This window comes from Pseudomonas sp. (assembly GCF_050739655.1).
In the GTDB taxonomy this organism is placed as follows: domain Bacteria; phylum Pseudomonadota; class Gammaproteobacteria; order Pseudomonadales; family Pseudomonadaceae; genus Aquipseudomonas.
In genome coordinates this window covers 1-14,843 of record NZ_JBOIBY010000110.1, presented here as the reverse complement: position 1 = coordinate 14,843, position 14,843 = coordinate 1, and the positions used below count along the sequence as shown (strand labels likewise).

At 60.1% G+C, this 14,843-nt stretch carries 11 protein-coding genes and 1 tRNA gene; 4 read left to right on the top strand and 8 right to left on the bottom strand.

Annotated features, from left to right (window positions below):
• The first annotated feature begins 9 nt into the window (after positions 1-9).
• The 3 genes from ACRESJ_RS05815 to ACRESJ_RS05805 all read left to right on the top strand — a co-directional run bounded on the left by ACRESJ_RS05815 (position 10) and on the right by ACRESJ_RS05805 (position 2,743).
• Positions 10-1,578, top strand: coding sequence for a sensor domain-containing diguanylate cyclase (locus tag ACRESJ_RS05815; protein ID WP_431757053.1), 1,569 nt, complete (start codon positions 10-12; stop codon positions 1,576-1,578).
• Complete coding sequence (locus tag ACRESJ_RS05810) at positions 1,575-1,916, top strand: hypothetical protein (protein WP_431757052.1); 342 nt, start codon at positions 1,575-1,577, stop codon at positions 1,914-1,916. The genes ACRESJ_RS05815 and ACRESJ_RS05810 overlap by 4 nt, the downstream gene beginning before the upstream one ends.
• A 179-nt stretch (positions 1,917-2,095) precedes the next feature.
• Positions 2,096-2,743 (top strand): MliC family protein, encoded by a 648-nt coding sequence (locus tag ACRESJ_RS05805; RefSeq protein ID WP_431757074.1) that lies wholly within the window; start codon positions 2,096-2,098, stop codon positions 2,741-2,743.
• A gap of 25 nt (positions 2,744-2,768) precedes the next feature.
• On the opposite strand, the gene ACRESJ_RS05800 is transcribed toward ACRESJ_RS05805, so the two are convergent.
• The 8 genes from ACRESJ_RS05800 to fdnG form a co-directional block, all read right to left on the bottom strand.
• Positions 2,769-3,848 carry an AI-2E family transporter gene (locus ACRESJ_RS05800; RefSeq protein ID WP_431757051.1) on the bottom strand — a complete coding sequence of 360 codons (1,080 nt, stop codon included), beginning with the start codon at positions 3,846-3,848 and terminating at the stop codon, positions 2,769-2,771.
• A 98-nt stretch (positions 3,849-3,946) separates the two neighbouring features.
• Positions 3,947-4,042 (bottom strand) — tRNA-Sec (locus ACRESJ_RS05795).
• A gap of 19 nt (positions 4,043-4,061) precedes the next feature.
• A complete protein-coding gene (gene selB / locus ACRESJ_RS05790; protein ID WP_431757050.1) occupies positions 4,062-5,969 on the bottom strand; it encodes a selenocysteine-specific translation elongation factor in 1,908 nt (635 codons plus the stop codon).
• A complete protein-coding gene (selA, locus tag ACRESJ_RS05785; RefSeq protein ID WP_431757049.1) occupies positions 5,966-7,396 on the bottom strand; it encodes an L-seryl-tRNA(Sec) selenium transferase in 1,431 nt (476 codons plus the stop codon). The genes selB and selA overlap by 4 nt, the downstream gene beginning before the upstream one ends.
• Positions 7,397-7,447: 51 nt before the next feature.
• Complete coding sequence (gene fdhE / locus ACRESJ_RS05780) at positions 7,448-8,374, bottom strand: formate dehydrogenase accessory protein FdhE (protein ID WP_431757048.1); 927 nt, start codon at positions 8,372-8,374, stop codon at positions 7,448-7,450.
• Positions 8,375-8,377: 3 nt separating this feature from the next.
• On the bottom strand, positions 8,378-9,031 hold the full coding sequence (locus ACRESJ_RS05775) for a formate dehydrogenase subunit gamma (protein WP_431757047.1): 654 nt from the start codon (positions 9,029-9,031) through the stop codon (positions 8,378-8,380).
• Entirely contained in the window at positions 9,028-9,963 is a 936-nt protein-coding gene (fdxH, locus tag ACRESJ_RS05770; RefSeq protein ID WP_431757046.1) for a formate dehydrogenase subunit beta, read from the bottom strand. Before fdxH ends, ACRESJ_RS05775 begins: the two co-directional genes overlap by 4 nt.
• Positions 9,964-13,029, bottom strand: a complete 3,066-nt coding sequence (fdnG, locus tag ACRESJ_RS05765; protein WP_431757045.1) for a formate dehydrogenase-N subunit alpha — start codon at positions 13,027-13,029, stop codon at positions 9,964-9,966. It abuts the gene before it with no gap.
• Positions 13,030-13,393: 364 nt separating this feature from the next.
• On the opposite strand from fdnG, the gene ACRESJ_RS05760 reads away from it, so the two are divergent.
• The gene (locus ACRESJ_RS05760) at positions 13,394-14,548 is read left to right on the top strand and encodes a MalY/PatB family protein (RefSeq protein ID WP_431757044.1); all 1,155 of its coding nucleotides are present in this window, start codon (positions 13,394-13,396) and stop codon (positions 14,546-14,548) included.
• Positions 14,549-14,843: the final 295 nt, after the last annotated feature.

Sequence of the window (14,843 nt, the reverse complement as noted above, 5' to 3'; positions counted from 1 at the left end):
GACCATTGGATGCTCGAAAACAAGCAGCCAGAGCCCGAGGTGGAAAATCTCACTGAAAAATCCTCGGTGAAATCTGTGAGAGCTGGAGCCACCTTCCGCCTCATTGTCAGCTTCATGCTGGCGGTGATCGTGGCGTTCCTGGCGGTCGAAGGCTGGAGAACGTGGCGTGACTATCGTGCAGCCTTTGCCTCCGCCCGCGACTCCGTCACCAACCTTGCACGGTCAACGGCACAGCATGCTGAAGACGCCATTCGGCAAGTGGACGTACTGACCGCCGCGCTGGCTGAACGGGTTGAAGGTGACGGTTTGCAAAGCATCAACGTTTCCCGCATCCACAAATTGTTGGTTCAGCAAACCAAAATCATGCCGCAGCTGCATGGCCTGTTTATTTATGGCCCGGATGGGCAATGGATCGTGACGGACAAAGACGCCACGCCAGACCCGGTGAATAACGCTGACCGTGATTACTTCCAGTATCACCGCACTCACACTGATCGAAACGTGCATATCGGTGAAGTGGTAAAAAGCAGATCCACCAACGATCTGATCATTCCTATTTCACGTCGTTTGAACAACCCCGATGGCTCCTTCGCAGGGGTTTTGCTGGGGACGATCAAGGTCAGTTATTTCGTGGACTACTACGGTGATTTCAAGATCGATGACAAGGGCGCATTGGTACTAGCGATGCGTAGCGGAACGATCCTGGTGCGGCGCCCCTTCATCGCATCCGTCGTGGGTAAAAGCCTGGCGGACAGCGAGATTTACAAGCGATACCTGCCGACCTCCGATGAAGGCATCGCAGAAGTTAAAGCCATAGTCGATGACACCGAACGCCTGTATGCCTACAGGGCATTGACGACGTATCCACTGGTGGTAGAGGCCGGGCTTTCTCGTGAATCCATCATTGCCCCCTGGCGCCTGGATTTGTTTAAGACCGGGCTCGTGCTGCTCTTCCTGATCTGCGTGTTCGCCGCTTTCGGCATGATCGTATTGAGTCAGCTTCGTCAAAGGATGGTGATTGCAAGGGAGTTACGGGTCGCGCACCAAGCCATGCGCGACATGGCGCTGACTGACAGCCTTACCGGGCTGGCCAATCGCCGGCGTCTGGACGGTGCGCTGCTCGATGAGATTCGCCTGGCCAAACGCCAGGGCTCATCGCTCTCGCTGATCATGCTCGATGTTGATTACTTCAAACGCTACAACGACAGTTACGGACATGCCGGTGGCGATGACTGCCTGAGTGCGGTGGGCGGCGCGATCCAGAACGCGGTGAAAAGACCGAGTGACCTGGCCGCCCGGTACGGTGGAGAAGAATTTACCGTGCTGCTCCCCAACACCGACAGCGCCGGTGCTGCACGGGTCGCTGAGGACATTCTGGAGGCGATTCGAACCTTGAATATTGAGCATTGCGAGCATCCGCTGGGAAAGGTCACTGCAAGTGCGGGCATCACTACAAGCCAGCCGAGCTTCGAAGAGGTCACGCCGGCTTCGTTGTTAAAGTCGGCTGATGCTTGTCTTTATGCCGCGAAGCAAGGTGGGCGCAATCGTTGGTGTGCTACTGCTGAATCCGCACGATGAATGCGGTTTCTGAATATCTGTTTGTAGGAGCTGCCGCAGGCTGCGATCTTCTGATCTTGCTGCTAACGAATCAAAAGATCGCAGCCTCGTTGCACTCGTCAGCTCCTACAGGGGTTTCAAACACGTCTTCGCAGCCACTGAAAAAAGCCTTTTTTCTCCAGCGCCTTCGGCTCTTCCTGAGTCATCGAATGGGCTATCTGCAAACGAAAATCCAGCAATGCCTTCATCGCTACACCGATATCATGTCGGGCTTCCACGCACGGCCTGAAGAATTCCTTCTCGATCCGGTATACAGAGGTCGCAGCATCCGACGCAAAGGCGTGGAAAGCGCTGGATGACAGGGTTGTCTGAGCTGTGATTCATCGCGTCTTGCTTCAATGGTCTTGCAGCCCCAGCCGTCAGCCAATGTGGCAAGTTTCGAACGCTGGCTTACACTGCGTACACCCCATGCGTACGAACGACTCTTCACGAATCGATGGGGCTTTACGGCAATCCTGGTGATCTGGGCGAAGCCAACATGAAGACGGTCATGACCTTTCTCCCTTTTGTTCTCGCGGCTGGCGTGAGCCTCGCCCCGAACACGGGTGCCCATGCGGCGACCTTCACGACCAGTTTCGACTGTGCCGCTACCACGCTCACCGTCGAAAAGCTGATCTGTCGCGACTCACAACTGGCGCAGATGGATATCGAACTGACGCGCCTTTATCGCCTGGCGCTCACGGACGAGCACTCAGTCCCGCTTCCGGACAAGGTCTTGATCGATCAACAGTTCTGGGTCGACGCCCGCAATCAGTGTGCCTCCGAGTCTGACATCAGGGCGTGCACAATCCGCCGTTATGCCGAGCGGGCCTACCAGCTACGCATGGGGTCGGCCATTGTCAGGACCAAGGATCCCAGCAGGCTGACAGAAGGACCCCAGGCCTTTCGCTGTGCAGGGCTGAACGCGCTTATTGCTGCCACTTTCTTTACCACGCAGCCGGGTGTCGTGTACCTGAAATGGGCGAACAGCGCCGTCACCCTGAATCAGGTGCCGAGTGATTCGGGTAACCAATACATTGGCAAGGATTACCAGGGAACCTACAGCTTCCGGCAGGACGTCAATGGCGTGTTTTTCCAGAAGCCAGGCTCAGGGGGAATGAGTTGTACGGCTGAACCGACCAGTTGATTGGCTCAGCCGTGAACCCTTCTTGTCAGGCCTCTGGCGGCCGGTCCTGTACCCATTGCCAGAACAACTGATAGCCGACCGCAAGTACTACCGGGCCGATGAACAAGCCAATGATGCCACTGGTGACCATGCCGCCGAGGGCGCCAATCAGCACTACCGGCATCGGCACGTCCACACCGCGTCCCAGCAACAGTGGCTTGAGCACGTTATCTACAAGGCCTGCCACGAAGACGTAGATGGCGAATACGATGGTTGCCGTGCTGGGACCTTCAGTGGCGAACACATAGGCAATCACCGGTATCGTCACTAGCGTCGCCGGTAACTGCATGATGCCCAGCAACAATACCGCGAGCGCCAGCAGGCCGGCGCCGGGAACCCCCTTCAAGACAAAGCCGATCCCCACCAGTAGCATCTGAATAAAGGCGATACCCACCACCCCGAGCGCTACGGCGCGGATGGTTGCGGTGCACAAGGCGGCAACGTTCGCACCTTTTTCCGGGCCGCTGACACGCGAGGCAATCTGCACTGAGGCGCGGCTGCCCCCTTCGCCATAGGCCATGAAAATCCCGGCGATGATCAGCGAAAAAATAAAGGTCAAAAATCCCATGCCGACGCCGGCGAGTTTACCCAGCAGGCCCAGGCTGACGCCTTTGATTTGCGGAATGTATTTGGCAGTCAGCCCCGGTAGATCATCCGCCGCTTGCTGCCACAGGACCGAGACCTGTTTGCCCACCAGCGGCCACTCCGCCACCGACGCCGCCGGCGGAGGAATATGCACGCCCTCCTCCTTGACCACACTGATGGCGCCTTGGACTGAGTCAGCTATCGAGGTACCCAACAGATAGATCGGGACCATGAGAATCACGATCGCCACCACCACGATCAGCGTCGCGATGCGCCCGTCCTTTTGACCCAGCGGGCCTCTGAGTTTCTGTTGCAGCGGGTACAGGGTGATCGCCAGGATCACCGACCAGAGCATCAAGTCGCGAAACGGGCTGAATATCTGAAAACAGAACAGCACCAGTACAACAATCAGTCCGGCGCGGATAAGCACATCGAGTAATCCGCGGGATAAGGCCTTCTCTGACAGCGGGATGGGCACCATGGATATCTCCTGGCAGTTCACTGTGAAGGGATTGAGTGGCTAAGCCCAGCATAGACGTTACGTCGGCTTTCGCTTGCGCATGCAAAAATTGTTTGAACTGGCGGAAGGTAGCCGGAGTCGAACCTGCCCGGGAACGGATGCCGTCCCCAACCGGGTTTGAAGCCCGGCCGCGCCACCGGGCGCGATTACCTTCCTTGAAATCAGCATTTCAAACTAAAGCCCTGTTCGATGGGCCAATGCGTTATCCGTGCGTATCTGTCGTCGATCGCCAAAGCGCCGTGTGAGGCCAAGCCGGTCGAAATATTCCAGAATCTGGATGCTGCGCTTGCGCCCCAACCCCACCGCATCGCGAAACGCCGACACCTGAATCACCGGATTGTCATCGGCCAATTGCAACAGCATAGTCGCCAGTCGCTGGATCGCTGAGTCGGTGTAAAACAGGTCGCGGACCACTTGATGCAGCAACCCCAACCGGGCCATTTTGCGCAACAGCGAGCGCACGGTGGCTTCGTCATGCCCCAACTCGCGTACCCATGGCGGATCGAAACCCGCCCCTTCGAACAAAGGCTGCAACTGCTGCCACAGGGCTTCGTCCGCTTCACTCAGGCGCACTTGATGGTTGGGTAAATGCAGCCACGGCCCGCTGGCGGCGACTGCACCCGTGGCGAGCAACTCGTCTAGCAGGCTGATGAATGTCGAGCGGTCCAGGGCGCTGGCGCAGAAGCGGCGCAGCCGATCCCGGTCCGGCCCCATTTGATCCGGTTCCATCTCATGAAAGCGTGCCAGATGTTTGAGTAAATCATCCTGCAAGGTCTTCCAACGGCACGCATTGAACAATACCGGTGCCTGCCGGGTTTCAATCAGGCGCACATCCTCGGGCAGTACCCAGTTGCTGCGCGGGTGGTTGAACTGGCGCTCCAGTTGATGGGGATTGAGCCCGATGTCGCTATTGGCCAGTAGCACCGGCAGCAGATCTTCCAGACGATTGCTGGCCGCCAAAGCCTGCAACTGCGCCAAGCGTTCAGGGCTGCGGCGATGCCGGCTGGGCGCAAACGGATCAAGCACCTTGCCACCGCCAAGGGTGCGTTGCGCGCTCTGGTCGCGCAGGATCAGCGGATCGCCCTTCACCGCCTGAACCGGTTTATTGACCAGGATTTGCGCGAACATTTGCTCACCCGGCGACAGGCTTGCGCCCTCCAGCAAGGCCACGCGCCCTGTGACGTCCTGGGTGCCGATGTGCACATGCACTGCTTGAAAATGCTCGAAGACGCGCGCCTCCTCGGGCAGTAGTTGCATGTCGATGTCCAGGCGTTGTGTCGGCGCGTACAGCCATTGCGCCGACAGCCATTGGCCGCGATGAATCTGCTCCAGCGCCAGGCGTTCGCCGCTCAGATTCAGCGCAACACGCTGGCCGGCCACCGCGACGTCGGCGACCTGGTTCTGTGCATGCAGGCCGCGCACCCGCACGGTTTTGCCAAGCGGGCCAAGCATCAGCGTATCGCCCACGGCGACCTGGCCGGACAGGGCCGTGCCAGTCACCACGATACCCGCGCCAGCGACACTGAACGCCCGATCGATCCATAGCCGAAATCCGCCGTCGAGGCTACGTTGATGCACCTCACCCTGGGCGTCGAGCAGCACCTGACGCAGCCTATCGACGCCCTGCCGGGTAACGCTCGATAGCGCAATCGATGGTGCATCGGCATAAGGCCCGGGCGCCAACAGATCGGTAACCTGTTCGCGGACAATCTCTACCCGCAGCGGCTCGACCCGATCGCACTTGGTGATCGCCACGACCGCACGGGCAATGCCCAGCAGCTGGACGATCGCCAGATGTTCCCGGGTCTGCGGCATCACGCCGTCGTCGGCGGCCACCACCAACAGCACCAGATCAATGCCCTGTGCCCCGGCGAGCATGTTGTGCGTGAAGCGCTCGTGCCCTGGCACGTCGATAAAACCGGTCAGGTCGGCGCCCGGTTCCAGCGCGGCATAGAGATAGCCCAGGTCGATGGTCATGCCGCGTTCACGTTCTTCCCGGCGCCGATCACCCACCTGGCCGGTCAGCGCCTGAAGCAGTGCCGTCTTGCCATGGTCGATGTGCCCAGCCGTGCCGACAATCACCCTGCCCGACCCTCCACCTGCAACTCATCAAGCTGCTCCAGCCACGCCGGCTCGTCGTCCATTTGCCGCAAGTCCAGCCATAGCGCGTCATCATCGATGCGCCCGAGCACCGGGATTGGCAAGGCACGAAACGCGGCCTCCAGCGCTAACAACGATCGCCCGCGCAGCCGCTTGCTGGTATTGGGGCGCAGGCAAATTGCGGCACTTGGCAGGCGCGCCACCGGCTGACTGCCGCTGCCGATCATGCCCTGCGCCGGTAGTACGCTCACGCTCCAGTCTTCGCCCAATTTTTGGGCCAGTGACGGTTGCAGGCGTTCGGCTTGAGCCAGGATATCGGCCTGTGGCCGGGTCAGCAGACGCAGGCTTGGCAGGCGTTCGGCGAGCCGGTCCGGATCGCGATAAAGCCCCAGCACCGCTTCGAGGGCGGCGAGGGTCAGTTTGTCGACGCGCAATGCACGTTTAAGTGGATTCTTCTTGATCCGGGCGATCAGGTCTTTGCGCCCGACGATCAGTCCAGCCTGCGGACCACCCAGCAATTTGTCGCCGCTGAAAGTCACGATGTCCGCGCCATCGAGCAGGGCCTGGCGCACCGTCGGTTCCGCGGGCAAACCCCAGCGTGTCAGGTCCAGCAGGCTGCCGCTGCCCAAATCTTCAAGCAACGGCAAGCCATACTGATGCGCCAGTTGCGCAAGCTCAACGGTCGGGACGCTGGTGGTGAAGCCCTGAATGCTGTAGTTGCTCGCATGCACCCGCATGATCAAGCCGCTGCGCGGGCCGATGGCAGCTTCATAGTCCCGGGCGTGGGTGCGGTTGGTGGTGCCGACTTCATGCAGTTTCACCCCGGCGCGCGCCATGATGTCGGGGATACGGAAGGCACCGCCGATTTCGATCAGTTCGCCTCGGGAGATGATGCCTTCCTTGCGCGCCCCCAGGCTATTAAGCGTCAGCAGCACCGCGGCGGCATTGTTGTTGACCACGGTCACCGCTTCGGCGCCAGTCAGCTCGCGGATCAGGCCTTCGATCAGATCGTCGCGATCACCGCGCTTGCCGCTGTGCAGATCAAATTCAAGATTGAGCGGGTAGCGCGCGGCCATTTGCACCGCTTCAATCGCTTCGTCCGGCAGTAGCGCCCGTCCGAGATTGGTATGCAGCACGGTGCCGGTCAGGTTAAACACGCGGCGCACATGACTGCGATGCTGGTTGAGCAGACGCTCAGCCACACGGCCTGCCAGCACTTCAGGGCTGATTTCAATCGCCCGGACCCGCCCCAACTGCACGGTTTCGCGCATTTCGTCGAGCAGTTCCCGCATGGTGGTCAGCACCCCATCGCGCCCATAACGCTCGGCCAAAGGCAGACACGCCGGGTGGCGCAACAAGCTGTCGATGGAAGGCAAACGCAGGCTGGGGCTGGCACCGCTGGCGGACATCTGGCGCTCCTGGAATCAAAAGACCGTCGCGCCAGAGTGTAGACGCTGTGGTCATTCGTCTCCGGGAGCGAGTAACAGATTCGGTGCCAGGCGCTGATAGCCGTCCTGGGCCAGGCGCATATCGAGCATCAGGCTGCTCAGGTCCGCCGACAGCGCTTCGGCGTCGGCGTCATTTTCCAGATAAATCAGCTTCAGATAGCTGTTGCAGCCGGGGCACATCTCCGCGCGCAGTGGCGCCTGATTGGCGGCGTGACGATCGTCTTCAAGGCTCAGGTACTCCAGGCCCTTGCTCTGCTCGCAGTACACGCATTTGACCCGCACCACATGCCATTCACAGGCACACAGGGAACACACGAGATAACGCAGACCGTTGTGTTTGCCTCGGTGGCGAATCACACCCGCCATCGCCGGCGAACCACAGCACGGACACTGACTGAGGCTATCACCGGGTTTGAGCCGCAAATTCGGCGTGTTCAAGAGCCAGTGGCTCCAGGCGGTTTGCAAGGCAGCCCCGAGAAACGGCACCAATGCCGCCGGGACCAGCGAGTACTGGCCGCTGACCAGCGCCACGGCCCAGACGCGACGTAGGCCCAGGCTGGCACCCCGTAAGGTTGCCAGGGCTTGCTCCACAGCGGGTTGAGGCGGCGCGGTATAGCGTTGCAGCAAAGCATCAAGATACGGCTGCCAATCGTCCTCGCGGGCCATACTGTCGGCCGCGAACGGGGGCAAGCCGTGCTGTTGGCAAAGCTCGATACGTTGCGTGTCGAGAGGTTCGCTCGGCGGCGGATCGTCGAGGATTTGCTGCTGCACTCGACATAAACCTGCGATCAACAACAGGTATTCGGCCAACGGATGATCCACGGCCAGTTGTTCAAGGCGTTGCGCGCGCAGGTTGAACAGGTTGTGCGGCGGCATGTACAGAAACGGCGGTGAGCTGGCCGCCGCTTCGATTTGTCCGGGTTCGAGGATGGTTGGCAAAGGTCAGCCCTTTTTGGTGATTGGCCGTTTGGGAGCCTCGTCGCGGGTCACCTCGCGGTACCAGAGTTCATGGTGTCTCTTCGCCCAAGCGCGGCTGACCCAGCCATGCAGCATGGCGCTGATCGAACCCTTGATCCAGATGCCGGCATAGATGTGCACGATGATGCTCAAAATCAGCACGAACCCAGCCAACGCGTGCAGCAGCATGGCCAGACGAATGCTGGTAATGCCGAAGTACGCGCTGAAATAAGCGCGCCAGATCACCAGTCCGCTGAACAGCAACAGCAGCATGCACAGCAGTAAAGTCCAGAACAGCAGCTTCTGCCCGGCGTTGTATTTGCCCACGGGTGGCACGCCCTCTTCCTCGTTCTTCATCACGCGATCGATTCGCTTGAGCCACAGCCGATCGTTGGCGATGAAGTAATTGGCGCGCCAGAAACGGAACACCAGGCCGAGGAAAAACACGAACATCAACACGCCCATGAACGGATGCAGGATTCGCGTCCACGGTCCGCCGCCGAACAGGTTGCTCAACCAGAACAGTGCCGGGTGGAACAACGCCAACCCGGACAGCCCGGCCATGAAAAACAGAATCGCCACCAGCCAGTGATTGGTGCGCTGGTTGCTGGTGTAGCGCAGGATGGTTTTGTTTCTCATGGCCTGCCCTCCCCGCGTGGGTCGTAGGTGTGCACCGCCGGATCGACTTCATGCACCGATGTGTCCGGCGCGCCAGGATGCTCATCCTCCTCAACGATCTGCGGCCCGACGCGCACGTAGTGAAAGAATCCGGCAAGCACTGCAGCGCCCATGGCCAACAGTGCCAACGGTTTGCTGATGCCCTTCCACAATCCCACCAACGGGCTGATTTGTGGATTGTCGGGTAACCCCGCATACAGCCTTGGCGTGTCGGCATGGTGCAGCACGTACATCACGTGGGTGCCACCCACGCCTTCGGGGTCGTAGAGACCTGCGTGATCAAAGCCCCGGCTCTTGAGGTCGACGATGCGTTCGGCCGCGTGTTCCTTCATGTCTTCCTTGGTGCCGAACACGATGGCGCCGGTCGGGCAGGTTTTTACACAGGCAGGCTCCAGGCCAACGGACACGCGGTCTGAGCACAAGGTGCATTTGTAGGCCTTGTGATCCTTTTGCGAAATGCGCGGAATGTTGAATGGGCAGCCGGTGATGCAGTAGCCGCATCCGATGCAGTGATCCTGATCGAAATCGACGATGCCATTGGCGTGTTTGATGATCGCCCCAGGGCTGGGGCATGCCGCGAGGCAACCGGGCTCGGCGCAGTGCATGCAGCCATCCTTGCGAATCAGCCACTCCAGATTGCCGGCGTCGGTTTCGTGCTCGGTAAAGCGCATCAGCGTCCAGCTGTCGGCCGTCAAATCCTGCGGGTTGTCGTAGGTGCCATGGTTATGGCCGACCTCATCACGCAACTCGTTCCACTCCGAGCAGGCAACCTGGCAGGCCTTACAGCCGATGCATTTGGTGGTGTCGATCAGCTTGGCGACTTCCTCCACGCCCCGCACCGAGGGAGCGGGTGTGGTGGTGGCCGAGCGGGCAATAATGTCTTGGCTGGCCATTTAGACTTTCTCCACGTTGACCAGGAACGACTTCGATTCCGGGGTCTGTGTGTTGCCATCGCCGAGGAACGGCACCAGGGTGTTGGTCAGGTAACCGTGGCGCGTAAGCCCAGTGAAGCCCCAATGCAACGGGATGCCGATCTGGTGCACCACCTGATTGTTGACCTGCAGCGGACGAATCCGCTTGGTCACCACCGCCACCGCTTCAATGAAGCCACGCTTGCTGCTGACCCGCACCCGATCGCCTGCGACGATGCCTTTTTCCTTGGCCAGCACCTCGCCGATTTCGACGAACTGCTCGGGCTGGATGATCGCATTGAGCTTGCAATGCTTGCTCCAGAAGTGGAAATGCTCAGTCAGCCGGTAGCTGGTGGCCGCATAGGGATAATCTTTGGCCACGCCGAGGGAATCCCACACTGAATCGAAGATCCGCGCCGCCGGGTTGCTGGTGGCTTTTTTATTGGTCGGGTGCAACGGGTTGATGCCGATTGGCGTTTCGAACGGCTCGTAGTGTTCGGGGAACGGGCCTTCGTTCATCTTGTCGACGGCAAAGAACCGAGCAACGCCTTCGGGGTTCATGATGAACGGGCTCATCCCCGCTTCCGGCGCCACGTCAGCCTTGTAGTCCGGCACATCGGTGCCGGCCCAGGCCTTGCCGTTCCACCACACCAGGCGTTTGTTCGGATCCCACGGCTTGCCTTGCAGGTCCGCCGAAGCGCGGTTGTAGAGAATCCGCCGGTTAGCCGGCCAGGCCCAGGCCCAGCCCTGATGCTGATGCATGCCATACGGATCGTTGTTGTCGCGCCGTGCCATCTGGTTGCCCAGTTCGGTCCAGCTGCCGCAGAAAATCCAGCAACCGGACGCCGTACTGCCGTCGTCCTTGAGCTGGCCGAAAGCGGCCAGTTGCGCATTGGCCTTGATCGTCGCTCCGGTGGCATCCGTAAAGTCCGCGGTGGCGCTGCCGTTAATCTCCTTGGCCAGTTCTTCCGGCGAAGGTTCGTCCGGGATCTTGTACGGCCAGGTCAACTTGAACAGTGGATCGGGATAAGCACCGCCGTTGGCCTGATAGCGTTGACGCAGGCGCAGGAACAACTCGCTCATGATCCGCACGTCGGTACGCGCTTCACCCGGGCCGTCGGCGCCTTTCCAGTGCCATTGCAGCCAGCGGCTGCTGTTGACCAGCGACCCATCTTCCTCGGCGAAACAGGTGGTGGGCAGGCGAATCACTTCGGTCTGGATCTGTTCACTGTTGACGTCGTTGAACGGCCCGACCTTCTGCCAGAACTCCGAGGTTTCGGTGGCCAGCGGGTCCATCACCACCAGCCATTTCAGTTTCGCCAGCGCTGCCGTTACCCGGTTCTTGTCCGGGAGCGCCGCGATGGGATTGAAGCCCTGGCACATGTAGCCGTTGACCTTGCCCTGGCCCATCAAGTCGAACACCTTGAGGATGTCGTAGTTGGGAATATCCAGTTTCGGCAGATAGTCGTAGGCCCAGTTGTTTTCCAGCGTGGCGTTGGCGCCGTACCAGGATTTCATCAGGCTGACGTGGAACTTGCTGTAGTTCTGCCAGTAGGACAGTTGCCCTGGGCGCAAGGGTTTCTGCGTGCGTTTGACGATGTAGGCGTTGTAGTCCTGCTCGGCATCCTGGGGCAGCGTGAGATAGCCAGGCAGTGAGTTGGACAACAGCCCCAGGTCGGTCAAGCCCTGGATATTGGAGTGCCCGCGCAGGGCATTGACGCCCCCGCCCGGCATGCCGACGTTGCCCAGCAACAGTTGCACCATCGCCGCGCTGCGGATGATCTGCGCGCCGATCGAGTGCTGGGTCCAACCCAAGGCATAAAGGATGGTCATGGTCTTGCCCGGTTGCGAGCAAGTGGCGATTTCCTCCCAGATTTTTTGCATGGCATCGACCGGCATGCCGCAAATCTGGCTTGCCAGGTCGATGTTGTAGCGGCTGTAGTGCTGCTTCATCAATTGATAGACGCAGTGCGGGTCTTGCAGGCTCGGGTCAACCTTGACGAAGCCGTCTTCGCCCAGCTCATAGCCCCAGCCGGATTTGTCGGTGTACAGACGCTTGGCGGCGTCGTATCCACTGAAAATCCCGTCCTCGAAGCCATACCCGGCTTTGACGATGAACGACACGTCGGTGTAGTTGCGCACGTACTCGTGCTGGATCTTGTCCTCGGTCAGCAAGTAATTGATCAACCCGCCCATGAAGGCGATGTCGGTGCCGGTGCGAATCGGCGCGTAAAAGTCAGCCACCGAGGCGGTCCGGGTAAAACGCGGATCGACCACGATCAGGCGCGCCTTGTTGTGCGCCTTGGCCTCGGTCACCCATTTGAAGCCGCACGGATGCGCTTCTGCTGCGTTGCCGCCCATCACCAGAACCAGATTCGCGTTGGCGATATCGGTCCAGTGGTTGGTCATGGCACCACGGCCGTACGTCGGGGCAAGACTTGCCACCGTCGGGCCGTGTCAGACACGCGCCTGGTTATCAAACCCCAGAATGCCGAGACTGCGAATGACCTTGTGGGTGATGTAGCCGGCTTCGTTGGACGCCGCCGAGGCCGCGAGGAAACCGGTGGTCAGCCAGCGGTTCACCGTTTGGCCCTGCTGGTTCTTCTCGATGAAGTTGGCGTCGCGGTCGGCCTTCATCAGGTCGGCGACGCGATCGAGCGCTTCATCCCAGGAGATTCGCGTCCACTCAGTGCTGCCGGGTTTGCGCAACTGCGGATATTGCAGCCGCCCGGGACTGTGAATGAAGTCCAGCAGCCCGGCGCCTTTGGGGCAAAGGGTGCCGCGATTGACCGGGTGGTCGGAGTCGCCCTCGATGTGGATGATGTTTTGCGCGACATTCTTCGCTGCATCGCCTTGGCTGTACATGATCAACCCACAGCCGACCGAGCAATACGGGCAGGTGTTGCGGGTTTCATGGGTGTGGGCGAGCTTGAAGTGGCGCACCTGCTCGGCGAAAGCGACCGTCGGGGCCATGCCCAACGCGCCCAGGCTCGAGCCTGCAAGGCCGATACCAGCGACCTTGAAGAACTGACGACGGCTGAGGTCCATCGTACACTCCTGATCAGGTGGAGATCCGGTACGTAGCCGGATTTTTCTGGACAATCACGGTTGCGGCAGTCTGGCCACCGACAGATTAACTTTAGACAAGGCTGTCGAAATCACCATGACAACCGACCGTCGGGACCGGCATCCCCTTGATCGTTCCCCACGCTCCGCGTGGGAATGCATCCCGGGACGCTCTGCGTCCCAATCAACAGCCGAACGCGGAGCGTCCGTTGAGGCATTCCCACGCAGAGCATGGGAACGATCGGTAAAACGCGGAGCCCTGGCGATGATCGCGAGCAGGCTCGCTCCCACAGGGATTGGGGCTTATCATGGTCGGCATGATTAACCCGCCTTCACGAGACCACGCATGACTTTCGATTTTGATCAGGTGTTCGACCGCCATCACACCGGCAGTACCAAGTGGAGCCGCTACCCGGCCGACGTGCTGCCGATGTGGGTCGCCGACATGGATTTCGCCGCACCGCCGGTGATCGTCCAGGCCCTGCAAAAACGCCTGGAGCACCCATTGCTCGGCTACAGCGTGGCGCAGGATGACTTGCGCGAAGCCATCGTCGCCGATTTGTGGAACAAGTACGCCTGGCGCGTCGAGCCGCAAGAACTGATCTTCCTGCCGGGTGTCGAGTCGGGCTTCAACATGGCGCTCAAGGCGTTGGTGCAACCCCAACAGAACGTGGTCGTGCAGGTTCCGAATTATCCGCCACTGCGCCATGCACCGGGCCATTGGGGCCTGAACAAGGTGGAACTGAACTTCGATCCGCAACCTGACGGCACCTACGTAACGCCGCTTGCGACCCTGAGCGAGTCGTTGCAGGGCGGCGGCGCGCTGTTGCTGAGCAATCCGCACAACCCACTGGGCAAGGCGTTCCCTCGGGCGGAACTGCAAGCCATTGCCGACATCTGCCTGGAGCACGACGCCTGGATCATCTCCGACGAGATCCACGCCGAACTGTGCTTCGATGGCCGCAAACATGTGCCGATGGCGTCCCTGAGCCCGCAAATTGCACAGCGCACCATTACCCTGATGTCGGCGAGCAAGGCCTACAACATTGCCGGGTTGAAGACTTCGTTCATGATCATTCAGGACCGTCACCTGCGCGAAAAGGTCAACCACGCCCGCTGCGGCATGGTCGACAGCGTCAACCCGCTGGGCATGGAGGCCACTCGCGTTGCCTACAGTGAAGCCGGGCCGTGGCTGGCTGCGCTCAAGGACTACCTGCAAAGCAACCGCGATTATCTGGTTGATGCCGTGCGTAGCCGCTTGCCGGGCATCACCATGAATGTGCCGCAAAGCACCTATCTGGCATGGCTCGACTGCACGGCGCTGGGCCTGGACAACCCGCAGCAGTTTTTCCTTGAACAGGCCAAAGTCGGTTTGAGCCCAGGCCTGGATTTCGGTAATGACGGCCAACAATTCGTGCGCCTGAACTTCGGCTGCCCGCGTTCGTTACTTGAAGAAGGCATTGCGCGGATGGAGCGCAGTTTGCGTCACCTCAAAACCTGATACAGCAGTAGGAGCGGCGGTGCGACGATTCGACTTGCCCGCGAAAAACGTTAACGATGACGCGCGCATTCTGAATGGTCGCGGCGCCTACAGGTTTTTCGCGAGCAAGCTTCGCTCCTACAGAGATTTTGGCGGGTCGTAAACTTAGCGAACAACCACCAAATCTGTAGGAGCAAGCCTGAACTGGTCAAGTAATCCCGGACACCGATTACGGTGTTTATGCCGCTTTTTGCTCCATGGCTATTGGCGACAGGTAGTTGTTGTAGCTGTGGAGCCTGGTGCGGTTGTAGTACAT

Bases quoted from the DNA above. Each gene is read 5' to 3' on its own strand.
- ACRESJ_RS05805 (WP_431757074.1), top strand. From the start codon at position 2,096: ATGAAGACGGTCATGACCTTTCTCCCTTTTGTTCTCGCGGCTGGCGTG.
- fdxH (WP_431757046.1), bottom strand. From the start codon at position 9,963: ATGGCCAGCCAAGACATTATTGCCCGCTCGGCCACCACCACACCCGCT.
- ACRESJ_RS05775 (WP_431757047.1), bottom strand. From the start codon at position 9,031: ATGAGAAACAAAACCATCCTGCGCTACACCAGCAACCAGCGCACCAAT.
- ACRESJ_RS05800 (WP_431757051.1), bottom strand. From the start codon at position 3,848: ATGGTGCCCATCCCGCTGTCAGAGAAGGCCTTATCCCGCGGATTACTC.
- ACRESJ_RS05760 (WP_431757044.1), top strand. From the start codon at position 13,394: ATGACTTTCGATTTTGATCAGGTGTTCGACCGCCATCACACCGGCAGT.
- ACRESJ_RS05815 (WP_431757053.1), top strand. From the start codon at position 10: ATGCTCGAAAACAAGCAGCCAGAGCCCGAGGTGGAAAATCTCACTGAA.
- ACRESJ_RS05810 (WP_431757052.1), top strand. From the start codon at position 1,575: ATGAATGCGGTTTCTGAATATCTGTTTGTAGGAGCTGCCGCAGGCTGC.
- selA (WP_431757049.1), bottom strand. From the start codon at position 7,396: ATGTCCGCCAGCGGTGCCAGCCCCAGCCTGCGTTTGCCTTCCATCGAC.